The organism is Limnothrix sp. PR1529, assembly GCF_002742025.1.
GTDB lineage: Bacteria > Cyanobacteriota > Cyanobacteriia > CACIAM-69d > CACIAM-69d > CACIAM-69d.
The window spans coordinates 99,203-123,022 of sequence record NZ_LIRO01000008.1; the positions used below are offsets into that span (position 1 = coordinate 99,203).

The 23,820-nt window shown below is 57.1% G+C and carries 21 protein-coding genes and 1 tRNA gene; 9 read left to right on the top strand and 13 right to left on the bottom strand.

Annotation, left to right across the window (positions count from 1 at the left end):
* Positions 1–13: 13 nt before the first annotated feature.
* Together AMR42_RS01235 and AMR42_RS01240 are read right to left on the bottom strand one after the other, a co-directional pair.
* Entirely contained in the window at positions 14–706 is a 693-nt protein-coding gene (locus tag AMR42_RS01235) for an HAD-IA family hydrolase (RefSeq protein WP_099531645.1), read from the bottom strand.
* Between the two features lie 152 nt (positions 707–858).
* A complete protein-coding gene (locus tag AMR42_RS01240) occupies positions 859–1,203 on the bottom strand; it encodes a metalloregulator ArsR/SmtB family transcription factor (RefSeq protein ID WP_099531646.1) in 345 nt (114 codons plus the stop codon).
* A 455-nt stretch (positions 1,204–1,658) separates the two neighbouring features.
* Here AMR42_RS01240 and AMR42_RS01245 point away from each other — a divergent pair, with 455 nt between their 5' ends.
* The 3 genes from AMR42_RS01245 (at position 1,659) to AMR42_RS01255 (ending at position 4,226) form a co-directional block, all read left to right on the top strand.
* A complete protein-coding gene (locus AMR42_RS01245) occupies positions 1,659–2,354 on the top strand; it encodes an MBL fold metallo-hydrolase (protein WP_099531647.1) in 696 nt (231 codons plus the stop codon).
* A 144-nt stretch (positions 2,355–2,498) separates the two neighbouring features.
* The gene (locus AMR42_RS01250) at positions 2,499–3,074 is read left to right on the top strand and encodes a rhodanese-like domain-containing protein (protein ID WP_234406454.1); all 576 of its coding nucleotides are present in this window, start codon (positions 2,499–2,501) and stop codon (positions 3,072–3,074) included.
* A gap of 234 nt (positions 3,075–3,308) precedes the next feature.
* Positions 3,309–4,226: a sulfite exporter TauE/SafE family protein gene (locus tag AMR42_RS01255; RefSeq protein ID WP_099531678.1), complete on the top strand. Its 918-nt coding sequence runs from the start codon at positions 3,309–3,311 to the stop codon at positions 4,224–4,226.
* 58 nt (positions 4,227–4,284) lie between these two features.
* On the opposite strand, the gene AMR42_RS01260 is transcribed toward AMR42_RS01255, so the two are convergent.
* Positions 4,285–5,106: a HEAT repeat domain-containing protein gene (locus AMR42_RS01260; protein WP_099531679.1), complete on the bottom strand. Its 822-nt coding sequence runs from the start codon at positions 5,104–5,106 to the stop codon at positions 4,285–4,287.
* A gap of 325 nt (positions 5,107–5,431) precedes the next feature.
* On the opposite strand from AMR42_RS01260, the gene AMR42_RS01265 reads away from it, so the two are divergent.
* A complete protein-coding gene (locus tag AMR42_RS01265) occupies positions 5,432–5,575 on the top strand; it encodes a chlorophyll a/b-binding protein (RefSeq protein WP_099531648.1) in 144 nt (47 codons plus the stop codon).
* Between the two features lie 505 nt (positions 5,576–6,080).
* The gene (locus tag AMR42_RS01275) at positions 6,081–7,139 is read left to right on the top strand and encodes an N-acetylmuramoyl-L-alanine amidase (protein ID WP_099531650.1); all 1,059 of its coding nucleotides are present in this window, start codon (positions 6,081–6,083) and stop codon (positions 7,137–7,139) included.
* Between the two features lie 328 nt (positions 7,140–7,467).
* On the opposite strand, the gene AMR42_RS01280 is transcribed toward AMR42_RS01275, so the two are convergent.
* A tRNA-His gene (locus tag AMR42_RS01280) sits at positions 7,468–7,540 on the bottom strand.
* A gap of 181 nt (positions 7,541–7,721) precedes the next feature.
* On the opposite strand from AMR42_RS01280, the gene AMR42_RS01285 reads away from it, so the two are divergent.
* Positions 7,722–8,141 carry a DUF4359 domain-containing protein gene (locus tag AMR42_RS01285; protein WP_158234312.1) on the top strand — a complete coding sequence of 140 codons (420 nt, stop codon included), beginning with the start codon at positions 7,722–7,724 and terminating at the stop codon, positions 8,139–8,141.
* A 91-nt stretch (positions 8,142–8,232) separates the two neighbouring features.
* Here AMR42_RS01285 and cobS read toward each other — a convergent pair whose 3' ends face one another.
* Positions 8,233–9,120 (bottom strand): adenosylcobinamide-GDP ribazoletransferase, encoded by an 888-nt coding sequence (gene cobS, locus AMR42_RS01290; RefSeq protein ID WP_099531652.1) that lies wholly within the window; start codon positions 9,118–9,120, stop codon positions 8,233–8,235.
* 558 nt (positions 9,121–9,678) lie between these two features.
* Between cobS and AMR42_RS01295 the strand changes: the two genes are divergently transcribed.
* Positions 9,679–10,131: a hypothetical protein gene (locus tag AMR42_RS01295; RefSeq protein ID WP_099531653.1), complete on the top strand. Its 453-nt coding sequence runs from the start codon at positions 9,679–9,681 to the stop codon at positions 10,129–10,131.
* A 308-nt stretch (positions 10,132–10,439) separates the two neighbouring features.
* On the opposite strand, the gene AMR42_RS01300 is transcribed toward AMR42_RS01295, so the two are convergent.
* The 8 genes from AMR42_RS01300 to AMR42_RS21470 all read right to left on the bottom strand — a co-directional run bounded on the left by AMR42_RS01300 (position 10,440) and on the right by AMR42_RS21470 (position 19,990).
* The gene (locus tag AMR42_RS01300; protein WP_234406456.1) at positions 10,440–11,210 is read right to left on the bottom strand and encodes a response regulator transcription factor; all 771 of its coding nucleotides are present in this window, start codon (positions 11,208–11,210) and stop codon (positions 10,440–10,442) included.
* Between the two features lie 675 nt (positions 11,211–11,885).
* Positions 11,886–12,788, bottom strand: coding sequence for a Tab2/Atab2 family RNA-binding protein (locus AMR42_RS01305; protein ID WP_099531654.1), 903 nt, complete (start codon positions 12,786–12,788; stop codon positions 11,886–11,888).
* A gap of 223 nt (positions 12,789–13,011) precedes the next feature.
* Positions 13,012–13,875 carry a carbohydrate ABC transporter permease gene (locus AMR42_RS01310; RefSeq protein WP_099531655.1) on the bottom strand — a complete coding sequence of 288 codons (864 nt, stop codon included), beginning with the start codon at positions 13,873–13,875 and terminating at the stop codon, positions 13,012–13,014.
* Positions 13,876–13,891: 16 nt separating this feature from the next.
* Positions 13,892–14,743 carry a heme ABC exporter ATP-binding protein CcmA gene (gene ccmA / locus AMR42_RS01315; RefSeq protein WP_099531656.1) on the bottom strand — a complete coding sequence of 284 codons (852 nt, stop codon included), beginning with the start codon at positions 14,741–14,743 and terminating at the stop codon, positions 13,892–13,894.
* A gap of 155 nt (positions 14,744–14,898) precedes the next feature.
* Positions 14,899–15,405: a cupin domain-containing protein gene (locus AMR42_RS01320; protein ID WP_234406458.1), complete on the bottom strand. Its 507-nt coding sequence runs from the start codon at positions 15,403–15,405 to the stop codon at positions 14,899–14,901.
* Between the two features lie 143 nt (positions 15,406–15,548).
* A complete protein-coding gene (locus AMR42_RS01325) occupies positions 15,549–17,054 on the bottom strand; it encodes a glycosyltransferase family 39 protein (protein WP_158234313.1) in 1,506 nt (501 codons plus the stop codon).
* Positions 17,055–17,386: 332 nt separating this feature from the next.
* Positions 17,387–19,063: a glycosyltransferase family 39 protein gene (locus tag AMR42_RS01330; protein ID WP_158234314.1), complete on the bottom strand. Its 1,677-nt coding sequence runs from the start codon at positions 19,061–19,063 to the stop codon at positions 17,387–17,389.
* Positions 19,064–19,165: 102 nt separating this feature from the next.
* Positions 19,166–19,990 carry a hypothetical protein gene (locus AMR42_RS21470; RefSeq protein ID WP_099531660.1) on the bottom strand — a complete coding sequence of 275 codons (825 nt, stop codon included), beginning with the start codon at positions 19,988–19,990 and terminating at the stop codon, positions 19,166–19,168.
* Positions 19,991–20,481: 491 nt separating this feature from the next.
* On the opposite strand from AMR42_RS21470, the gene AMR42_RS01340 reads away from it, so the two are divergent.
* Both AMR42_RS01340 and AMR42_RS01345 read left to right on the top strand, forming a co-directional pair.
* Entirely contained in the window at positions 20,482–22,893 is a 2,412-nt protein-coding gene (locus AMR42_RS01340; RefSeq protein ID WP_099531661.1) for a ribonuclease R family protein, read from the top strand.
* 35 nt (positions 22,894–22,928) lie between these two features.
* Positions 22,929–23,820: carbonic anhydrase (locus tag AMR42_RS01345; RefSeq protein WP_099531662.1), on the top strand; the 892-nt coding region annotated here is incomplete at its 3' end.

A 23,820-nucleotide genomic window follows, 5' to 3' on the forward strand; every position in this document is an offset into this window, starting at 1 on the left:
CGCTAGCAAACCGCTAGCAAACCGCCGCCGGAACCCGAGCGGGCAATCCCCAATCGGCCGGCTCAAAGGCCTGCAAGGAGGGCAAGATGGCATCGGCCTGGGCCACACTCGATCGCGCCAAGGCCGGATCCGGAATCGCAATCACCGACATCCCCGCCGCCCGGGCCGCCTCAATGCCCGCTGGCGCATCCTCAAACACCAAACAGTGGCGCGGGTCGGCCCCCAATCGTCGAGCCGCTTCCCGAAACAGATCCGGCGCGGGCTTGGCCTGGCGCACCCCCGGATCATCACTCAGCACCGTGCAGTGAAACAGGCGAAACCAATCCCGGTGAGGCGCGGCCTTCCAACCAAAGGGGCCACGGCTGGAGCTGGTGGCGATCGCCTGGGGAACGCCCGATCGGTGCAGGTGATGGGTCAACTCCACCGCGCCCGGCATCGGTTTAGCCACCGGTTGCCACTGGGCCACCAGCGATCGCCGCTGTTGCAACATTTCCTCGGGACTGATGGGCAACCCCAACCATTCCACCAAAATCGCCGATGACGTGTGGGCATCGCGCCCGGCGATGCGTCCTCGCACCGCTGGATCGTAAGCACAACCGTAGCGATCGGCGATCGCCCGGTTCACCGCTTCGTTAATTGATTCCGTATCCAGCAACAAACCGTCGAGATCGTAGATAACGTGGGTGATGCGAGGGCGAGCTACCATGGCGAAATTTCGAGGGGCGCGATTTCGAGGGACTGTCTGAACGGTAGCAAAAATTGCACAATCCCCGGTGATTGCAACCCACTTTCACGAAGAATCCATGGTGAGCTAATGGCGAGCTAATGGCGAGTTGGTATAGCAATTCGATCAGCCGATTACTGCACCCGAAAACTGGCGATCACCTGTTGTTGCTGTTCCAAGCGATCGCTCAGTCGCCGCCAAATTAATTCACAAAGATCAAAAATCAGCGGATCCACAATTCGGTAATAGGCGCTGGTGCCTTGGGATTGTCGAGCAACCATGCCCGCCTGAGACAAAACTTTTAGATGCTTGGAAGTATTAGCCTGGGTCAGGCCCGTTGCTTCCACAATTTCTGCCACATTTCGGGGCCCCTCCCGCAAGCAGCACAGCACTCGCAATCGATTGCGTTCCGACAAAACCTTGAGATAGTCCGCGACGAATGCCAGTGCGTCTAACTCATGGTCAAGGGTATTAGCCATAGAACTCGATGTCCAAGCGAAGGGAAAAGGAGAGTTGCGGAGGGGTGCCATGGATGCAGAATCAGGGCTTGACCAAGGGCAGCAGCGGACAGGGCAGGAGAGATCTCCATGGGATGTTAAGAATTCTGATCCCCTTGCGAAGGCAACTCTACCCCATTGGATGGCTCAATTGTCCCTGAAGGAAAGTATTGGGCAAAATCAAGGCGATCGAGCATTCTGGTGGTAACCCGATTCCAGTGAAGCTGGGTGACGACTGGCCCCCCAGACTAACGGAGCCGGGGAAAAAATGGGGGCGATCGGGTGGCAAATTCAAAATATGAGTATATAGTTATATTAATCCAGAAAGCATAGAGAAACCAAGCACTGATCTTGGGTCATCTTGGATTATCTGCCGCCGCTTGCTCCTGCAATTTGCCTCCTAGTTTGCCCAACACCCTTAACTTAGGAACTGCCCTATGTTGTTTCGGCAATTGTTCGATCGGGAAACGAGCACCTACAGTTACCTGATCGCCGATCGGGACAGTCGCCAAGCGGTCTTGGTGGACTCGGTTTTGGAACAGGTCGATCGAGACTACAAACTGATTCAGGAACTAGGCTTGACCCTGGTGGCTTGCCTAGAAACCCATGTCCACGCGGATCATGTGACCGGGGCCGGTCGGCTACGCGATTTGACCAATTGCCAAGGAATTGTCCCCATGGGGGCCAAGGTCGCCTGCGCCGATCGCGAGTTGGACGATGGCGAAGTGTTTTGGGTTGGCTCAGTGCCCATTCAAGCGATCGCCACCCTGGGCCACACGGACAGCCACTTAGCCTATTTGGTAAATCAAACCCATTTGCTCACAGGCGATTCCCTGCTCATTCGCGGCTGTGGTCGCACGGACTTCCAAAGCGGCAATGCCGAACAGCTCTATCAGGTGGTGACCGAAGTGCTGTTCGCGCTACCGGATGAAACCTTGGTTTACCCGGGCCATGACTATCGCGGCTTTTCGGTTTCCACGATCGGGGAAGAAAAACACTGCAATCCTCGGTTTGTGGGGCACGATCGCGCCACCTTTATGACCCTGATGCAAAACTTGGGGCTGCCGAATCCCCAAAAGATAGCGGAAGCCGTGCCCGCCAATCAACAATGTGGGCAACTGGTGACGGCCTGAACGCGCTGTTCGCCCTGGAGGCCCTGAGTTTTCCTCCTTTTTCTCCCTGTTTCCAAAATCTTCCCAGGATTTAGATCAATGGCCCCTGTTCAACCTGAAGTCAATTCCCCGTCTACTCAACCGCCCGCAACCCAACCTCAACCGATGACGGTCGATGATTTTGTCCGGACAACTGAGCCGATGCCTGTGGGGCCGGTGCGCCAACGGGTTTCCGTCACTGAGCTTCAGGCTTGGTTGGCCACCAATCGGGCGATCGTGGTGGATGTGCGCGAGCCGGGAGAATTTGCCGGAGAACGCATTCCCGGGGCGCTGTCGATGCCCATGAGCAAGTTGGATTTGCAGGCAGTGCCGGTTTCTCAGCCCGATCGCTGGGTGGTGCTCTATTGCCAAACGGGAAATCGATCGACCGAAGTGGCCCATCAATTGGTGCAAGCGGGCCGCACGCCAGCGATCGACCTGATCGGTGGTCTTCAGGCTTGGAAGGCGGCGGGTTTGGAAGTTTTGGTCGATCGTCGGGCCCCGATCAGCTTGATGCGACAGGTGCAAATCGTGGCCGGTTCCTTGGTGTTCACGGGCACGGTGCTGGGCGCGTTGGTTTCCCCCTGGTTCTTGCTGTTGAGCGGGTTTGTGGGGGCTGGGCTGATGTTCGCGGGCATCACCAACACCTGCGCTTTGGCCATGCTGCTGGCGAAGTTGCCCTATAACCAGCGTTCTGCTTAGGCAACAAGCAGCGAAACTGCACGACAACAGACCTCAAAAACAAGCTTCAGAAACAAGCTTCAGAATCTGCCAATTGCCAAGCGAAATGGATCAACTCCGATCGCCCATGCAATTGGCCGGCTTTGCACTGGCTTTCCAAGATTCTCAGTCGATCGATTAATCGCGATTGATTGGGATCGCAATCAACCAATTAAGGGTCACTTCTTAAGGGTTAATCAACGGTTTATGGATAGTTTGATCTGGGCGATCGGCCATGGCTTGGCGGTGGTGATTGGCATTGCCCTGGGGCTGTTGGGCGGGGGCGGCTCGGTGTTGGCCCTGCCAATTTTGACCTCGGTGATGGGCGTGCCGGTGAAACCCGCGATCGCCATGACGTTGGCCATTGTGGGAACCGTGAGCCTGTTGGGAGTCATTCCCCATTGGCGGGCGGGGCGGGTGCGCTGGCGGGTGGCGGCAATTTTTGGGCTGTCCACGGCGATCGGGGCCTTTGGGGGCGCTAAGTTGGCCACCCAACCTTGGGTTACACCCCCCATTCAAATGATGTTGTTTGTGGGCATGATGCTGTTGGCAGCGATCGCCACGATTCGTCGCAGCAGCACACCAGCCCCGACGGATCGATCGCCAGAGTCGGCCCTGGCAACCTATCCCCAGCCCGTTTGTCGCTATTGCTGGCTGTGGCTGCTAACGGAGGGTATCGGCGTGGGAATGCTAACCGGGCTGGTGGGCGTGGGGGGCGGTTTCGCGATCGTGCCGGCGTTGGTGCTGTTGGGCAATGTCCCGATGAAACAGGCGATCGGCACGTCCCTGGTGATTATTGCGGCTAACTCGATCGCGGGTTTGGCAGGCTACGCGGGCCATGTGGCGATCAATTGGCCCCTGACCGTTTCGTTCACGGGGGCGGCGGCCCTGGGAACGTTGCCCGGAGCTTATCTATCAAAATGGGTACCCGCCGATCGCTTACAGCGCTGGTTTGGTTATTTTCTGCTGGCGATCGCCTCGCTGGTATTCTTGCAAAATTACCGAACCCTGCTGGGGCCAAATCCCCAAACTCAGCAACCACCAACTCACCCCCTGTCGCAACTGAATCGTTCCCATCACCCCCAACCGGCCAGCCGACAGACGTTCGCCCGATCGGCCCGCCTCCGGTCATGAAACCGCCCATTCATCGGCATGGGGGCGCGATCGCCCTGTCCAGTGCTGTTGACTGGCCCTACAACAACCCATCCATCAAAACCAAAATCCGGCGGCCCTCATCCGTCAGGGTTTGGCCGTCGGGGGTGGCGTTGGGATGTTCTGCCAACCCTTTGAGCGCAATCAGTTTCAAGCTATTTTCCGCCTCCGTTTGGGCGATCGCCTCCGCCCCAGCCAAATAGCCGATCGCCCCCACATCCCCCATTAGGGCCCGCCGCAACTGTAAATCGGGCCCCCGCAGGGCGGCCACCAGTCGCTCGCCCCATTGGTCATCCCCCGTGAGCTGATACAGGGCCCGCACGGCCGCGTATTGCACTTTGGGCACGGAATGTTCCGTGAAGGGGCGAATCACGTCGATCGCCCCCTGAGCCTGCAAATTCCCCAAGGCTTCCAGCACCGCATCGTAGGGCTGCACCAAGTGGGGCTGACCCGGCGCAACCACGGCCGCCGCCACGCCGCCAGCCAACAGGGCCAACAAACCGGGAACAGCGCGATCGTCCGCTAACTGCCCGAGGGATTGGGCCGCCGCCTCCCGCACGTAATAATCGGGCGAAGTGAGCGATCGAATCAGGGCCGGAACCGCCGAGCGATCGGCCAATTTCCCCAAAGCCCGCGCCGCGTTGCGCTGAAGCGGCAAGCCTCCCGCTTCCGTGCGATCGCCCTCGTAATCCAAGGCTTCAATCAGCGCCTCAATCACATCCGGCTGCGAAACCCGAAACCGCCCCACCCACCAAGCCGCGTAGTAGCGCAAGCTGGCATCTTCACTACGCAAATTGGCGATCGCCTCTTCCAAAGTCAACGACTTTGCCGAAATTTCCCCATCCACAGCCACAATCCCCACCCAACTCAACAGCAGCGAAATCCAGCCCCCAAGGGGCTACTTTCCGGGCAAATCTTTGGGAATGAATTCCCGCGAACCATTGTCCCACAAAGGATTGGGCAAACGTTGAGGCTTCATGAGTCCAGGGCGATTTGGGGGGAAATTACGGCAGGCCAGCGGGGCAGCAGGGGCAGCAGTAAGAGTTTTTACTCATGGATTCGTAACGAAACGTTGCAGTAAACAAAAAATTGCGTTAAATTTTCTATAGAGCAACTTGACACCAGGACGCTCACCCAACTCGACTTCTATCTATTCGCTCGAAACCCCTTTTTGGAGGTCTTCAACCATGACTGAGCAAAAGGCTAAATACGGCTTCACTGCCTTCGCCGAAACCTGGAACGGTCGTCTGGCAATGCTGGGCTTCGTGATCGGTATCGCTACGGAATTCATCACCGGCCAAGGCATCCTGTCGCAACTGGGCCTGCTGTAATTGGCTCGATCGAGTCTCAGCCTGGTTCCCTCGGCAAGATTCTTGGTTCAAGACCGCTGACGCATCATCGATGTCATGATCTAGCCGCTCGGGCGATCATCATCGACAGTCAACGGCAAGCATCCGTAAACCCTTGATTGGGTTTGATTCAGTAATCAAAAACCGCACGGTTTCCACAAGCCGCTGCGGTTTTTGCCATTTCAGCCCTGAGTTGCCGATCTTGAACCCCTCCGGCCTTAAATTTCCTTCAATATCTTGGGTTTGTATCCTGGGTTTATTTTTGCAGTATGAGTTTTTGGTATTCACTGCGGTAGTGGCTCTCGATATCAGTTTCGATCGCCTGGCCACAGTCCCTCGCAAAAGCAAGATGCTAAGATTGCGCCAAACTTCCAGGCTGCTGCTTGAAATTTGACCCTTTTGGCTGATTTTGGGCAGCTTGCTCGATCGCTCCGCCACCAACCCCAATTTTGTTTCCACATCAGCGATCGCTAGAGATCCCGTGATTATGCTGTCGAATCCGCGCAAGGTACTGCGTTACTGTTTGCTGGTGTTAGCGGCGGCACTCTTGATTGCGGTGGGTGCATCTGCTTCCGATGGAGTTTTGCCGCCCGATGGACGGGCCGAAGCAGCCCTGAAATACGCCAAGACTGCTGATCCAACTCAGCAAATTGGGTTGCCCGGGTTTGCAATTTCTAATTATTTAGCCACGGGATCCCTGTCGCGACGGGACTATGAAGATCGCCCGACCGATCGCCCGGTGGATACGATCGTGATTCACCACACGGCCCTGAGTGGGCGACGGCTCTCGATCGCCCAAGTGGCGCGATCGTGGCAAAACGACCCGGCCGAAGTCAGCGCCCATTTTATTGTGGGGATGCGCGGCGACATTTTAATGACTGTGCCACCGAGCAAAACGGCCTTTCACATCCTGAAGCAAGCAGCCTATCCCGATCCGCAAACCAACCGCCCGGTGAATTGGATCAATATGCGATCGATCGGGATTGAGTTTCACTACGACCCAGACAGCGAACGCCCCAGCCGTGAGCAAATTATGGCCGGTGGGCGCTTAATTGGGGCCTTGCTGAATGCCTATCCCGATTTGGACGTGGCCCGCATCATCGGCCATGGAGTCCAAAACTTTTCGGAAGGAGGGCGCAGCCGGGCCCTGAGCGAGCCAACCTATCTGTTTTTGATGCCGAATGCCCAGGTTGCGCCCAATTTCTTGATTTTGCTGAACAGTGCGGCTGAAATTTCGCCCCGACTGGCCAGCGAGATCGAACAAGCAGGCGGCGTGAGGCAACTGGCCACCCAACTTCAACAGCGGACGATCGCGGGGCAGCGCCTAACCTTTGAAATGGAAACCACCTGGAAACAGGATTCCAACATGCCCATTTCCCCGATCGGGCCCCAAACGGCGATCGCGGAAGCAACCCGACTGGCACGCGAGCTGACCGGAACCGCCAGCGAACCACCCAAGCCCACGCCGGAACCGCCGCCCCTGCTGGATCTTACGCCGCGCTTGTTCCTGGATTCTGACTTTAAGCCGAATAACCCAACCCAGTAGCCAGCCTCAATCTTGGGGAGACTAGTAGCGCGACAGGCTTAATACATTGGGTTAAAGTTGCGGAGCCAGTCGTGGTAACAAGGGGCTTAAGCCCCTTGCTGCTTAACGATCAGGTGACGGTAACAGCCATATCATTTAACCCAGCGAATTAAAGCAGCCACGCTACTAGCTTGGGGAAACAAACCGCTCAATAACAGCCGATTTAAAGGCAATCAAAAAGGGGTACAAAATGGAATGTACCCCTTTGTTTTCAATGTTTCCAGACTCTCAGGATTCGGCTTTCCGGGAATTTGAGAGTTTGAGACATTGGATATTGAGTTTTGAAGAGGGCGAACGATGGGACTTGAACCCACGAATGGCGGAACCACAATCCGCTGCCTTAACCCCTTGGCTACGCTCGCCACTGTAGTGGGTCATTATAACAACTTTGCGCTGAAAAGCATACCCGCTATAGACAAATTTCTTGGGAGCCTGATTTTGGCGGGGGCGATCGCACCGACAACGGCCGCTCGATAGGATGGAAGCCAAGGGCCAAGATCATCCAGATTGACGGATCGAATTCAAAAGCGGAATTCAAGATCGGTGGCCGTCGAATTGTTCTTCAAGGTGGCGGATGTGAAAGCGATTGTGGTGGTTAGCGGTGTGATTGTGGCGATCGGGGCGGGTCTGGCCGTCACCAATCCCAACCCCGATCGCTATGCGGATTTTGCTGCGGACTACATCAGTCGAGAGGTGCAGGAGGGCACTTGCCAGGACGCTCCCGGCTTTTTGCAGGTGGCTTGCCAGGGAACCGTGGGCCAACTGCGGCCCGCCATTCGCCAGGTGGTTTTGCAAAATACCGATCGCCAGAATTTTTGGCTCTTCAGTCTGTACCGCACCGAGCTGAGCCTTCAAGAGTTAGTTCCTGCTCCCTTTGGCGACAAGCTCCCCAGCTACGAGGCTGAAAGCTTGGCGATCGGGACGCGTATTTTGCCCTATCGCACCGAAACCCGCAAACCTTAATCGCATCGATTACTGAAACTTTGAACCCATTGAAACTTTGAACCATTAGCCATTGGGCATCAGTCGCTGGATATCTATCACCCATTGGGTATCAACCATTGGGAGGTTGTTGCAGTGTGGCCATCAAACACAGCAGCAGCGCTTCAGTCCATTCCACGATCGCCCCATAGGTGTCGCCCGTTTGGCCGCCCAATTGCCGGTTAAACCAAGCACCCGTCAGCAGGGCGATCGCCCCGCCTCCCAAGGCCAGCCCCACCGCTGGCAGCCAACTGCCCGGAAACAACACCCCATACAGCGCACTGAAACTGAGGGCCAGCACCCAACCGGGCAACAAATTCCAGGGCGATCGAATCGCATCCTTGTGCATTCGCCCCTTCCCCCTGGGTCGTAGGTAGGGATAAGACAAAATGGCCACCACCTGCCCCCAGCGGGCCCAGGCCGCCACCGCCGCAATCACCAGCCAGCGAGCCTGCGCCAAATCTGCCAGGGCCACCGTTTTTAACAACAGAATTGCGGCCGCAGCCATAGCCCCAAAGGCTCCGGTGGTGCTGTCGGCCATCACGGTCAAACGGCGTTGGGGATCTTGCACCGCCAGCCCGTCGGCCGTGTCGATCGCCCCATCGAGGTGCAACCCTCCCGTCAAAGCCAGCCACCCCAACACCGCGATCGCACTGCGCGTCAGAATTGGTACTCCAACCCAGCCCAACACACCATCTCCCAACCCCACCAACAGACCCAAAAACGCCCCAATCAACGGCGCAAGGCGAGCAATGCCCCGAAAGTCCAAGGATCCTTGCCAGGGAACAGGCAACACCGTATAAAACGCCAACCCCGCCAGCAGGTGCAAACCGGCCGATCGCCAGGGCTGCCACCAGGGATCACGGGGCGATCGGGGCGGTGATGGCTTAGAAGAAGACTTGGGCACAGGGTTAGACGAAGAATTAGCTGCCGATTTAGCCGATCGTCGGGGTTCCGTCATAGGGAGCAATCTCCATTCATTTCAACTCCGCTGCGGCTCTGGGAGCCAACTTTGAGCCATCGACAGTCAGGCTGGGGAGTGGGCCATTTCCCCGGTTCGTCCGTCAGGTTACGCGCTCGGTAAGTGGTAAGGGCCCGTTGGTAGTTGTTACCCTGGAAATTACTGAGTGTTTTTGCCCCTTTCTCTCTCCGTAGAACTACGGTTCCATTTTGATTGAAACTGTCGAAATGGATGAATCATCATTCCGATTTGGTTTGAGATTGGGTTCGATCGGTTCCAATCGCTTTCGATGGGCTTTCGATCAGTGCGGGTCACATATTTCCTTGGGGGGGCATCATTCTTGGGCATCAATTTTGCTGCTGCTTCTCGCGGGAGAGCAATGCTGAGATCGGCCCATCGATCGGTTCAATCATCCTGATTTTTTGCCAGTTGGCGATCGCTCTCGATCTGAGTTAATCTCAAGCCAACAACTTCAGTAATTTTCTCAGCGCACAAGTGAAGACCTTCCGATAAGATCGAGCAAGATATCTTTAGGCGTGCGCCTCAGCTTGGGTTGTCATGAACAAACGTCCATCTACAACGCAATTACCGGCTCCCTGCATTGTCGATCGTGGCATCATTGCCAACAAGCAGGATATGCAAAAACTGCTCGCTGGGCTGAATCGGGTGCGCTACACGCATATCCAGGACGGCACAACCACGAGCACCGGAGAAGGTCTCGTCCTTGATGTCTTTGCCGATGAGCATCAGGCAACGTTGGTTGCGAACCGAACGCTCTACCTGAATGTTTGTAGCTTTGACTATTTAGAAATTGGCCAAACAACGGATTTGGAACCCTATTTCTATTTAGTTCAAGACCGTAGACAACTACAGCTCTATCCCCTATCGAATCCGTTGCAAGAGCAGCGATCAACGGACTTTGACGATGCGGCCCTTGATGCTGTCTTCGATCGAGTCTTGCTGCGAAACTTTGAAGCGGTTGATGACGATGAAGAGCGTTTTTATCTGTAAGGTTGATCCATCAAGAAGATCAGCCTTTCAGTAAACGCTTTTGCACCGATTGTCGATTTTTTTCGAACTACGTCTTCATCATGTCTTCATAATTGATGAGCCTCCAACCCACTGACCCATTGAGTTAGTGTGCGAGCCATGGCCTCGGAGCGTCAATCGCTTCACGACCAACGTCTCCGAGTTGAGCCGCTCAATTGTTGAATCAGAGCACCAATCCCCGGGACGAGGGGGGCTTTTGTCCCGGGCTTGGTAGCTTGCCCGCAAAATTGACTGGTAACGAGCTGGCCGCAAAATGGGCTAGCTGGGTTCTAGGGGTCGCCGGTCGTGAGGCCGAATCGATAGCCCTTGCCATAGACACTGTGAATCACTGGGGGTTCGCCCACGGCTTCGATCTTGCGTCGCAGCAGGCGAATTTGGGCCGCCAGAGCATTGCTGCTGGGGCGATCGCCCGTGGGCCACAAATGGCCATAGATCTGGTCATGGGTCAGCACTTGCCCCGGATGGCGCATCAGGTATTCCAATAGACAGGTTTCCTTGTCAGAGAGTTCAATGAGCCGATCGCCCCGATAGGCCAACTGGTTATCGCAATCGAGGCCGAGATCCTGCCACTGCAATCGGCCGGGGCGATCGGTTCCCGGTGGGGTTTCTGGGGCCTCGTCCGGGGTGGTTCGGGGCCGCCGCAACAGGGCCCGCACCCGCGCCAGCAACTCCCGCAACTCAAAGGGTTTCACCAGGTAGTCATCGGCTCCGGCATCCAACCCCGCCACCCGATCGTCGATCGTGTCCTTCGCCGTCAAAAACAACACCGGCACACCCTGACCCATTTGGCGCAGGCGTTGGCAAATTTCCACCCCGCTAATTTCTGGCAACATCCAATCCAAAATCAGCAAATCGTAGGTGTTTTGGCTGGCCAGTTGATAGCCCGCTTGCCCATCACTGGCCACATCAACGCTATAGCCCTCGCGGGTCAAAAGCCGACTGAGCGGATCGGCCAACGCTTGCTCATCGTCCACCAGCAAAATTGTGGCAATTTCCGCCTTCGGATCGCTGGTTGGGGGCATGGGGGTGATGCGTTCCATGGTTGTTGCCAGTTAATGCTTGCCAGTTGATACTTGCCGATTAATGCTTGCTGATTAATACTTGCCAGTTGAAAATCACTGCCTGAAGAAGACCAGTGGCCAACGCTTGCTAGGTTAATCGGCTCTGCCAGGTTGCTGCCTTCCTGAAAAACGTGCTAGCTTGAATGGCAATCAGGCCTAGTCCGCCATTTAACGCGAAACAGCGGGCATTCAGCCTTCGGGCAATGTCCAAGTTTTAGCAGTTGGCTCAAGGTGATTGAGGCCCTTTGAATAAAGCAGGAGGTGATGCCCATGGGTAGTAGCAGTAGTATGTCTCAGGGTTTTCAAGTTGGAGGATACTGGCTGTGTACCGGGCTGGTTGCCTAGGTAAGCCCTCCCTCTTCAAAAAGGGTCACGTCACTCGACGGGGCGGTTAAAGCTTTCGCAATACCCGGCAGTTGAGTTTCAAGTTGATAACCCGCTAGACCGCTCCTATCCGTTGTTTCGGGTAGGAGCGGATAGTTTTTGGGGGGTTTGAGCGTGTTTTTTTGAGCGTGTTTTGATGGAAGGCTGCGGGGCGATCGCGCTGGGCGGATTCCCAGTTGCCTTGGATTCTTGCGTTGTTGAGGTTGAGCTTGAGATTTAGTTTGAAGTTGAGCGTTTGGGGTTTAGCGTTTGGGGTTTAGCATTTGAGGTTTAGCTGTCGCGGCGATCGCGCATGAGCCAAAAGCCCGCAAAGCGCTCCTCATCGGGGTTCGTTTGCACCGCCAGAAAATGCACTCCTTGGGCCCCTTGCTTTTGGGCTTCAAAGGTTTGTCCCTCGGCTTTTTGGGCCGCATTGGGCAAGGTTGAGAGCACCCAAGCATCACCAATGCCAGTTTCCAAAATCACCCGATCGGGAAATTCCTCCCGATCGCTCGACAGGCTGGAAGGCTTCACCTGTTGTTCAATCCGCACAAAACCCATTTCCAAACCCGACATCCAAGCGGAGATGGCCATGGCCCGAGGCGAAAAAATCAGCAGCCCGGGAATTGGCGTATCGGGCGCTAAGTTGACCATGGACAAGGGAAACGCCTCACCAAAGTCGATCGCCCATTCATGCAGCTCGCCAAAGGCCGACGCTTCCAGGGAAACAAAGGCCCACTTTTGCCCCAACAGCGCATCGGGCAAGGGCTGGGCGGCCGGTGGCGGCATGAACACGCCTGCCGTTTGAGCGGTGGCTTGGTAGCCCGGTTCTTGGGGATAGACCGTTTCGAGCCGATCGGCAATCCAATCCTTGATGGCGTGGGTGCGGTGGCTGAGGGCGCAGGGCAATTCCGCATCCTGGCAGGCTTTGACGATCATGTTCTTCATGGCCTGCCGGAAAAAACGAATCCGGCTGGGGGCCTGGCCTGCCTTGACGATCGCCTCTTCGATCGCCTGCATCAGGGTCACGGAATTGACCTCGCTGTTGGAGCAATATTTGCTGTAGCGAAACAGGGATTGCCAATCGGCCCGCGAGTCAGTGGGACTCTCACAAATCAAGATTTCCCAAACCTTTTTTTGGTCTGCATCTAAAATCGGACGCGAGTAAAAATCCAGTTCCCAGATAACGGCCATTGCTAAAAAATTTGCCGGACGGCTAAGTTGAGGCTTGCGGTTGGTCAGCGACCCGGGCAGAAGCTGGGCGATCGGGCGATCGGCCCCATGCCAAACCCCAGGACGCTAAAATTCCAAACCGTCTCAACTGTACCGTTCCGTTGAAACGGGCGATCGCTCAAAAACCGGTGAAATCATCCCTTGCGGCATGGGCTGAACCCAGGACAACAGCCCTAACCGTTGACTAACCCTTCACGCCACTGCCCGTTTCGCTGGGCACAATGTAGTTTTGCATCACCAAAAAGAAAGCCAAAATTGGGGTGATCGAAATGACCGAACCCGCCGCAATCAAGCGCCAATCTAGGGAAAACGTGCCCGACAACCGCGCCACCCCCAGCGGCAATGTGTAGTAATTCGGGTCATCCAAAATCAGCAGCGGCCAGAGAAAATCGCTCCAAGCCCCAATAAACACAAAAATTGCCAGGGTAATCAGCGCCGGCCGCACCGATGGCAACATCACATGCCACCAAATTCCCAACTCAGAACAGCCATCAATTCGGGCCGCTTCTTCCAAATCCTTCGGCACGCCCATGAAGGCCTGGCGCATCAAAAAAATGCCAAAGGCCGAGGCGATCGCCGGGAAAATTAAGCCAATAAAACTATTTCGTAGCCCTAAATTCACCGCCAAAATATAGAGCGGAATCATCACAATTTGGAAGGGAATGGCAATGGTGGCCACGATCGCGCTAAAAATCCATTCCCGTCCCTTAAACGACAACCGCGCCAAGGGATAGGCCGCCAAGGAACAGATCAATAAGTTCAACGCCACGGTTAACCCCGCCACCAGGGTGCTGTTGAGCAAATATTGCGCAAAGGGGGCGCTCGTCCAGGCTTTGACAAAATTTTCCAAGGTCGGCGCGGCGGGAATCAGCCGAGGCGGAAAGGAAAAAATATCTTCCGTGGGCGACTTCAAAGATGTGCCCATCAGCCAGAGCAAGGGCAACAACATCACCAGGGCGATCGCCCCCAAAAGCACATATTGAGCCAGGGTTTTCCAGGGCGATGCTTTGGAACCGAAAGTCTGGTGAGTGGTTTGATCAATGTCCATGCGCGGTTGCCCCCAGTTAATCCAGTTGGCGGCCTGTCAGCTCCACAAAGATATCCTCTAGGTTCGATGGACGCACCATCAACCCGGTTTTCACTGCCTGGGAATCTAGATATTGATTCGCTTCCAAAAGGGTGGGGAAGAATTTGTAATCCCAGCGATCGGCCGTTTGTTTCATGACCAATCCTTCCCCATGTTTGGTACGCAAATCTTGCAGCGTTCCCAGCTCAATCAGTTGGCCCGCGTCCATAATGCCGATGCGATCGCACAGATACTCCACTTCGTCCATGTAGTGCGTCGTCAGCAGCATCGTCATGCCACCGCGATTGAGGTCGCGAATAATTTCCCACAGGCGGCGGCGCGTTTGCGGATCCAACCCCACCGTTGGCTCATCCAAAAATAAAATTTCCGGCTCATGCAACAGGGCGCGGGCAATTTGCAACCGACGCTTCATCCCGCCCGACAGGGTTTTCACGAGACTATCGCGGCGATCGCCCAGTTCCACATAGTCCAACCAGCGATCGATCCGCCCTTGGCGCTCTTTAGCGGGAATGTGGTGCAGCCGGCCATGGAATTCCAGATTTTCCCAAACGGTTAAATCGCCATCCACGCTGGTTTGTTGCAACACCACGCCAATTTGTTGCCGCACCTGCTGCATTTGGCGAGCCACATCAAACCCAGCCACCTGAATTTGTCCAGCGGTGGGGCGAGTGAGGGTGGTGATCATCCGAATGGTGGTGGACTTGCCCGCACCGTTGGGGCCCAGCAGCCCAAACATTTCTCCCGCTTGAATCTCAAAGCTGAGATCGTTCACCACGGGGCGATCGCTATAGATTTTTTGTACGTTTTGCAGGGAAACCGCCGCGCCCATTGTTTTCTTGCCTGTGAATTGCCCAGCCTGTAACAGCTTTGTAACACTGGCTTCTACTGTACCTGTTTGGGTTAAACAACGGTTTCCGAATTCCACGGGCGGCGGCTCCCATTAACGCCAATTAACGCGCCAATTAACGCGCCAACTAACGCCAATTAATCCGTATCCTGATCCGCCGCCGGGTCATAGAGCACCACGTTTTCCTGTTCGTTGGGGTCATTGCGGGCCACCAACGCTTGGGCCGGTTCGCTGGTGCTGAGGTTGTGGGGCTGGTGGGGAACGCCAGCGGGAATGAAAATGAAGTCGCCCGCCTCGTGGATGATCGATTGTTTCAGCCCTTTGCCATAGCGCGTTTCAACCCGTCCTTGGAGCAGATAAATCGCTGTTTCATAGTCCCGATGGAAGTGGGGTTCGGCTGCCCCCCCGGGCGGAATAATCACCAGGTTCAGGGAAATGCCTCGGGATCCTGCGGTGGCTTCTGAAATGCCCACAAAGTAGGGCAATCGCTGGCGCGTGAGGGTTTTCGCGTCGGGGCGAACGGTCACAATTTCACCGTCAATGGCCTGATCGACCGGTTCCGGTTGCGTGGGCTGAGCCACCGAATCGCGTCGATCGGGCATAGGGGCCGATGGTGACGACTCGATCGAGGCAGTAACGGGCATCCCTGATTGATCCATGGTTCCGAAGCCGGCTCGGCCGGTTTGAACGGGTTGAATTTGAGCGGGTTGAATTTGAACGGGTTGAATTTGAACAGATTGAGCGAGACCAGTCCAGAAAATTCAGCGCGATCGACAGTGGCTAGTGGCTAAGTTGAGGGACGATCGGGCGCGGGGCGATCGGGGGTGGAGGATTCCAAACGCCACAGATTCCACCAACTGGCCCCAAAGGGAACCAACCGCTGACCCCGCTGCTCGATCGCTTTGGGCAGTTTCTTGCCGGGAACGAGCACAAAGGTATTGGGGCGATCGGGCCAGTTCAAGTTTTGAATGCTGGGAGCTAACCAAAAGGTGATGTTACGAGCCTTCAGGCGATCGCTGGCATAACTCAAAGACAGGGCCGAGGAAGAATAGCCAGGAACCGCTGTCATCACGATTAACGGGCGATCGACCTCTTTCAAGGCCTTGGCAACTTCCACCCAACCCGGCCCACCCTTGTTCCACCAGGATAATTGCCAGGAGCGGGCTTTTGCCGCGTTCAAGTTAGCCACGACCAACAAAATCGCCAAGCTACTCGCAACAAGTTGAGGCATCCAACGCCAACGGCGGAGATAGAACCACAGAGGTTGGGGCAATGCCTGATCAGGCTCGGGGGGAATCCGATCGCAAAGCGTGGCAATCCAATCAGCTAAGGCCACTTGCACACCAATGATCAGCGGCAATTGATAGCGAATGATGGTGGCCATGGCGCGATCCATCACGATGGCTGGCAACCAAAGCAACAGGAAAAACGGGGCAATGGTGCTAAAGACAAATCGCTTCACCATTGGTTCGCTCGATCGCCCACAATGCACCAGCGCCCCCACAGACAACACCAAGACCCCTAGTCGAATTGAATCCACAACCCTGGAAACTGGGATCCAAATATTCGGCTGGTTATCCCACAGGGTGGCCGCAAACACACGCATGGCAGACCAACGCTGCATCCCGGGTTGGTAGGTTTGATTCAACCAGTCCAGAGATATCACAGCCCCCTCTCGCACTTGAAACAGTGTCCATAGCCAAGGGGACATGGCCAAAAGGGTTCCACCCGCCGCGATCGCCCAAGGGATAACCCGTCGCCAATGCCGATCGCCCGATCGCCACCACCAAACCCCAACCCAAAGGCCATGGCCCAGCAACACCAACCCCCCAAGCAAGTGGCTGTACCAATTGAGGGTGAGAGTGATGCTATACAGCAACCAGTGAACTCCAGTGGACTTTTGCGCAGACTTTTGCGCAGAATTTCGCAGCGATCGGGCTAAAAATCCACTGGAAAGCACCACAAAAACCAGCCAAATGGCATATTCTCGCGCCTCTTGGGCATAGAGAATTTGTAGCGGTGACAGGGCCACCAGCACCGTACCAATCCAAGGCAAACTGGGGCGATCGCTCAATTGGCGTAAGAACCAAAACACACTGGGCAACAACGCAACTCCGATCAGAGCCGTCACCGTGCGGAGGCTGACAATGTTGTTCCCAAACCAGTGGGCCCAACCTCGGGCTAGCAAGTAATAGAGGGGTGGGTGATGGGCATTGGCAGCAGCCAAAGACTGAACCGTATCCCAAGCCGTTTTGCCCGGTTTTGCAGCAAGACTGCGCCAGAGATCGGCCATGACCTGCTCGCGGCCTCCCCATTGTTGAAGGAGTTCAGGATCCGTCTGGTTCGCAATATGCCGCAGGGTCGAAAATTCGTCGTACCAAGGGAGGAACTGTCCTAGATGAGAAAATCGCAGCAAGCAACCAATGGTGATTAGTCCGATCGACCCCCAAACTAGCCAACGTGGTGCTCGTGCGTTTGGATCAGCCATGTTTTTGTCAATCTTTCGCCATTTTCCTGGTTATAGCCCATGACGCATGGAACCAATTCGTACCAGTTCAGTGCGAAAGATCTACACAAGAAATTTGCGTTGTTCGCTCTAGAAAAACGATCGGCGGTGGCTAGTGGCTAAGTTGAGGGGCGATCGGGCACGGGGCGATCGGGCGGGGCGGATTGCAATCGCCACAGATTCCACCAACTAGTTCCGAAGGGAATCAACCGCTGACCCCGCTGCTCGATCGCCTGGCGGAGATCGGGGGATGGACTAAACAAAAAGGTGTTGGGGCGATCGGGCCAGTTCAAGCCTTGGAAACTGGGAGCCAGCCAAACGGTAACACCGCGAGATTTCAAGCGATCGCTGGCGTGGCTCAAGGCCAAAGCAGAAAGGGAATACCCAGGGATATCGGTCATCACCAACAGGGGGCGATCAATTTCTTTCAGGGCTTTGGCAATTTCGACAGAAACGGTTCCCCCCTTGCTCCACCAGGACAATTGCCAGGAGCGTGCTCTGGCGGCGTTCAGGTTAGCAACCAGCAGCAAAATCGCCAACAGTGCCGCAAAACAGTGGGGCATCCAGCGCCAGCGGAATAAATAGAACGATAGGGGCTGGGGCCATTCTTGGACAGGCTTTGGGGTAATTTGCTCGCAGGTCGTGACAATCCAGTTGGCCAACACCACTTGCATTCCCAAGAGCAAGGGGAACTGGTAGCGAATGATGGAAGCCATCGTTCGATCCATCACAATCGCAGGCAGCCAGACCAGCAAGAGGAACGGGGCCACTGCACTGAGAACAAACCCCTTGAGCAAGGGTTCTCCCGATCGCCAACATCCCACCAAGGCCACAATCATCCATAGGGTCACCAGCAGGCAGGGAACATCGGTCGCCGTTGGGAAGGAAGCCCAAAGATTCGGTTGGTTATCCCACAGGGTGGCGGCAAAGGCCCGCAGGGCTGCCCAACGGTGAATTCCTGGGGGCCCCGCCTGACTGAGCCAGGCCAGGGAGGCGGCTGATTGGGTTTGGACTTGATAAAGCACCCAAATCCAAGGGGAAATGGCCAGCAGGGTTCCAACGGCGGCGATCGCCCAAGGGATTGCCCGTCGCCAGTTCCGATCGCCCGATCGCCACAGCCAAACCCCAACCCAAAGGCCATGGCCCAGCAGCACAAACCCCCCCAGCAAATGGCTATACCAATTCAGGGTGAGGGTAACTCCATACAGCAACCAGTGGGGCCAAGTGGAATGACGCAGCGATCGGGCTAAAAATCCGCTGGACAGCACAAAAAAAATCAGCCAGATCACATATTCCCTCGCCTCCTGGGCATAGAGAATTTGCAAGGGAGACAGGGCCACCAACACCGTGCCCACCCAAGGCAGGCTGGGACGCTGGCTCAGTTGCCGCAGGAGCCAAAAAACACTGGCCAGCAGGATCACCCCCATGATCGCCGTGGCGGTGCGGAGGCTGACGATCGTGTTGCCAAACCAGTCGGCCCAGGCGCGCACAAACAGGTAATACAGGGGCGGGTGATGGGCATCGTGATTGGCGAGGGATGTGACCATATCCCAGGTGGTCTTTTGGGGTTTTGTCGATAGGCTGTGCCATAGGTCGGCCAAAACCTGTTCGCGCCCCTGCCACAGTTGGGTGAGATCCAATTCCGATTGGACGGCGATGTGCTGCAATGTCGCCAGTTCGTCATACCAAGGCAGGAACTGGCCTAAACCGGAAAATCGCAGCAGGCAGCCAATGGTGATTAGCCCAATCGATCCCCAAACCAACCAACGTGGTGCTCGCATTGCTCGATCGGTCATGGTTTCTGGGTCGTGGTTTCTGGGTCGTGGCGTTGTCGATGTCTCGCCAGTTTCCTGGTTATAGCTCATGGCCTTTGGGCCCCAAGCCTTGCCAGTCGGGCGCTAAAAGTCCGGGTCATCGGCTAGGGTTTGCAGGTGCTGCAAGAACTGCAACAGTTCCCGATCGGTCAGTTGGGCCCGGGTGCGCTTACCAAAGGCCATTTGTAAATATTCCACGCCCTGTTGCTTGTTCCAGCCCAAACGCTTCATCAACACGTCTGTTTGGGCGATCGCGTCGGATAAGTCCGTGGGTGCGGGCGCGGGCGCAGGGGCCGGCGTGGGCACAGGGATAGGGGTGGGCGCAGGCGGGCTGGCGGCGCGGCGCGATCGCTTGGGGGCAGGAGCCGGGGCTGGCTCTGGTTCCGGCTCTGGGGGCCATTCTGGTTCCATGGTCGGCAAGGGGTCGCTCGCCCCATGCTCAACCTCGTAGAGATCCTCATAGCCGGGCGATGTGGATTCCAGGGTTGGATGCAGGGTTGGATCCATGCCCGATCGACCGTCAAATCGATCGGGCGATCGATCATCAAATCGGTCACTAACCACATCAACCATCGGCGCGGCCAGGGGAGCCGGAATCGGGGTCGAGATGGGGGCTGCAATCGGGGTCACCACCGACAGAGCGGCCGGAAGCTGATAAGTGGGGGTGCTGCTGATCAGTTGGGCCTGCCCCCGATCGGCCGGTTCCAAAAACAAACCCACCGCTTCCAGGGCCCGCAACCGGGCCCGATCCTCGGCTTCCTCCAGTTGCTCCGAAGCGCCAAACCCCGTGGCCAACACCGTGCCTTCCAGGGTGACGGCTGCCCGCACAATAAACTTTCCCTGATTCACTTCAATGATTTCGGATGTGAGGCTGCCGTTGGGATAACGGGCACGGAATTCGGCAAACATGGCACAAACCGATCTCGGTTAGGTGGGCGGGCTGAGCAAACGGGGGGATGGCGGCGATCGTGCGGCTAGGGTAACCCGCGTGTCAATGATTGACAAGGTGCACGCCACGCTCTAGCGTAGATGGGCCCGAGCGCAGCCGCTCCCTCCAGTGTGTTCCTGCATTGATTTGGTGTTTGGAGTGTCTTTGGACGAGGGTTCCCATCGACCACCCCCTCCCAATGCCACAACGCTGCAACTTCGATCTTGCCGGTTCAAGATCTTGCAGCACCCAATGCGGAACCCTTCCGGCCCTAGCTCGAGTGACGCTTGTGGATTTCCCGCCCGATCGATGCGACGGGCCCCGACCAGCAACGCTCCAGAGGCATAGGGATCGTCGTCAGTACGGTTAATGTTCATGGCATTCAACAATGCTGTTCGCAGCACTGTGATGGCTGTCGCTCGCGCCTCATTCGCCCCATCCCATTCTCTGTGCCCGGAGGTTGACGCGCTTCATGGAATTTTCGATCGCTTCCCTACTCGCGAGCTTTACCTCAGAAAAGTCGCTCACGCCAAAGGTTCTTGAACAAAAGTTGGGCACTCGCGAAGGACGCGGCAATCGCCAGCTTCAGATTGCCCTGGACGCACTGGAAAAGTTGGGGATTTTGAATAAGGAGCGCGGTCGCTATCGCCGGTTGGAACAGGAGGGCATGTTTGAGGCCAAGCTGCGTTGCTCTAGCAAGGGGTTTTGCTTTGCCATTCAGGATGACGACGACGCGGAAGATGTCTATGTGCGGGAATGTCACCTGAATCATGCCTGGAATGGCGATCGGGTGTTGGTGAAGGTGATCAAAGAGGGCGGCGGTCGCAGTCGGCGGCGCAGTCCCGAGGGCCATGTGGAGCTGGTGCTCGATCGGGCCAATTCGTCCCTGTTGGCCCGGGTGGAAAAGGGCGAGGACGGGATTTTTCGGGCAGCTCCTTTGGACGATCGATTGCTGTTCCGGGTGGAACTGGACACCAGCGGGGTGGACTTGGACGCGATCGTCAACTACCTGGTGAGCGTGGAAATTGTCCGCTACCCGATCGGGCAGTTGCCGCCCTTGGGCCGCGTGATCAAGGTGTTGGGAGCCGATGCGGACGCGGCGGCTCCGGCTGACATTGTGGTCTGTAAGTATGGGCTACATGAAAGCTTCCCGGAGGAGGTTTTGGCGGCGGCGGCGGCGTTACCGGCTCCGGCGGACAGCTTGAAGGCGAGCGCCATTCAAGGACGGTTGGATTTGCGATCGCTGCTGACGGTGGCAACGGTGACCGCCACGGCCGGAGAGCTGCCCCCGGTGATCGATCGGGCCATTACCTTGGAAACCAACCCGGCGGGCCATATGCGGTTGGGGCTGCATGTGCCCGATGTGGCTCACTATGTGGAACCGGATTCACCGCTCGATCGCGAAGCCCGGCGGCGGGGTGTGGCAGCCGACTTGGGGGCCCAATGGTTGCCGCTGTTCCCGGCGGATCTTTACGCACGCCATGGTTCCTTGGGTCTAGGGTGCGATCGCCTGGCCACTTCCGTGCTGCTGACCTTTAATGATCAGGGTGAATTACTGGAGTTTGAAATTCATCCCAGCGTGGTGCGTGCCGATGCCACCCTGACGGAAGCCCAGCTCGATGCGTTCTTGGACGGCAATCAGGCGGATCCGGAGTTGCCCCAAGCCCCCGCGATCGGGGATTTGTTGACCCAACTGAAAACCCTGGCGGCGGCCCTGCGGGGACAGCGGCTCAGCCGAGGCGGGTTTGATCTGAGCGGTTACCGAGGGCTGACCTCGTTCGATCGCGAGGATGTGCCCGGTGCGCCGATCGCCCCGATCGGGATTGCTCCCACAGCCCGTGTCCTGTTAGCGGAAGTGACGATCGCCGCCAATGCCGTGGTGGCCAGCCATCTGCAAGCCCTGCAAGTGCCCACGCTCTACCGAGTGCAAGCGGCCCCCAGTCCCGGGGATGTGCAGGAAACCCTGCGGTTGGCCGGCAACCTGGGCTTGGAGTTGACTCTGGAGCAGCCGGATCAGGTGACCCCCCGCGATGTGCAACAGTGGCTGCAACAGGCCACCGACGGCGACACCCGCAAAATCCTGAATCGTCTGTTGGTGGAAGCCCTGAAGCCAGCCGCCTACAGCCACGAACCCCGCTCCCACTTTGGTTTGGCCCTGCCGGTTTACACCACCCTCAATGCGCCCACCCGCCATTACGGAGACCTGTTGGTGCAACGGAGCTTGAATACCCTCTTTGCCAAGGGGCGCGATCGACGCACGGCCCGCAGCAAAGAAGGCGTGAATTTGCACCACAGTTCTTGCCATGGGGCGATCGGCTGGAACCTGTTGCCCACGGAAGATCAACAGGAGTTGGAAGCCTCGATCACCAGCGCGGCCTGGCTGCTGAGCGATCGGGAACGATTAATCCAAGAAGCCGCCGCCGACAGCCACGGCCTCCGCAAAACCGCCGCCATGCGGGCCCGGATTGGCGAAACCTTCAGCGGCCCGATCGTGGGCGTGCAGTCCTACGGCTTCTTTGTGGAGCTAGAGGCCTTGGGCATTGAAGGGCTGGTGCATGTGTCCTCCCTGAAGGACGACTGGTACGAGTATCGATCGCGCCAGCAAATGTTGATTGGTCGCAAGAGCCGCCGCCAATACGCCCTCGGGGGCCGTGTGGAAGTGGAAGTGCGCGGCGTGGACTACTACCGCCAGCAGATTGATTTGGTGGCCGTCAGCGGCGGGGCCGAGTCCAACTTTGATGCGCTGGTGGACGATGAGGACGAAGCCGATGATTCGGATCTGACCTTTGGCTACGGGGCTGAGGAGCCGGAAGAGTCGGATCTTGTGGATCTCCGCGAGCCGGACGATTTGGAAGCGCCCCTCGACGAGTTCGACGACGACTAGATCCGCTGCCTATCCTAGAAGGAGCGATCGCCCCGGTGATCGCTCCTTTTGCTTGGGAACTGGTTCCTGAACGTTGGTTCCTGAACATTGGGAATCGGGAACTAGAAATCGGGCCATTCAGAAGTCAAGAGCAAGCCATGAAACGTCGTCAGTGGTTATGGCAAGGATCCCTCGCGCTGGGCGGGGCCCTTGGGGGTTGGGCTGGATTTGGCGATCGCCCCGTTCGGGCCGCCACTCGTTGGAGCTATGACGGCCCCACCGGCCCCAACCACTGGAGCGAGCTGGATCCTGCCTTTGCGACCTGTGGCCTCGGTCAGCGCCAATCCCCGATCAATCTGGCTGCCCAGAACCAGCTTGGGCCCGTGGATTTGCGGTTAGATTACCAATCCGTACCCCTGACGGCTCGCAACACGGGGCGATCGATCTTTGTGGACTGCCCGCCCGGCACTTGCATCTTGCATCTGGGCGATCGACCCCATGACCTCTTGCAATTCCACTTTCACCACCCCAGCGAGCATCACCGCGCCGGCCGCACCTTTCCCGCAGAAGTGCATTTTGTCCACCGCGATCGGGCCGGATCCCTATTGGTGTTGGGCCTTTGGTTAACGGCCGCGCCAACCCAGGCCGCCGCTTCCCAGCTCGATCGAGCCGCCCCCCAACTGTTGCAAGACTTATTAGCCCGTGCGCCGATCGCCCTCGGAACCAGCCTCGATCGCGCTTGGCAAGGGAACCCCGCCGACCTGTTGCCCCCCATCCCCCGATCGCTCTACCACTACCAAGGCTCCCTCACCACGCCCCCCTGTTCCGAAGGGGTGACTTGGTTGCTGTTTCCAGAACCCCAGGCGATCGCCCCCGCCCTGCTCACCGAGTTGCAAACCCGATTAGGAACCAACGCCCGCCCCCCCCCGGCCCAGCTTGCCCCCCCCA